We start from the raw sequence: 344 nt of genomic DNA on the forward strand, positions 1-344 counted from the left end.
GATTACTAACGTGGCCAACGGTACACTTAGCAGTGGCTCTACCGATGCTGTTAACGGTGACCAGCTGTATAATCTGTCCACCTCACTGATCAACAGTCTTTCCACTGTGACTGCCGGTAACAATACCAGTCTCTCTACTACCAACAGTAATATTTCTACTTTGTCTAGTAGTCTGAGTTCTGCTGTGAATAACATCAGTAATCTGCAACGCGACGCTCTGCAATGGAATGGTAATGCTTATGATGCCAGCCATGGCTCTGGCGCTGCCCAGAAGATTACTAACGTGGCCAACGGTACACTTAGCAGTGGCTCTACCGATGCTGTTAACGGTGACCAGCTGTATA

Annotated in this window: 1 pseudogene; it reads left to right on the top strand. The window is 47.4% G+C overall.

The annotated features are described in order from the left end of the window. A pseudogene (locus H3V11_RS11725) lies at window positions 1-344 on the top strand (hypothetical protein); the annotation flags it as partial.

The organism is Snodgrassella sp. W8158, from assembly GCF_016100435.1.
Classification (GTDB): Bacteria; Pseudomonadota; Gammaproteobacteria; order Burkholderiales; family Neisseriaceae; genus Snodgrassella; species Snodgrassella alvi.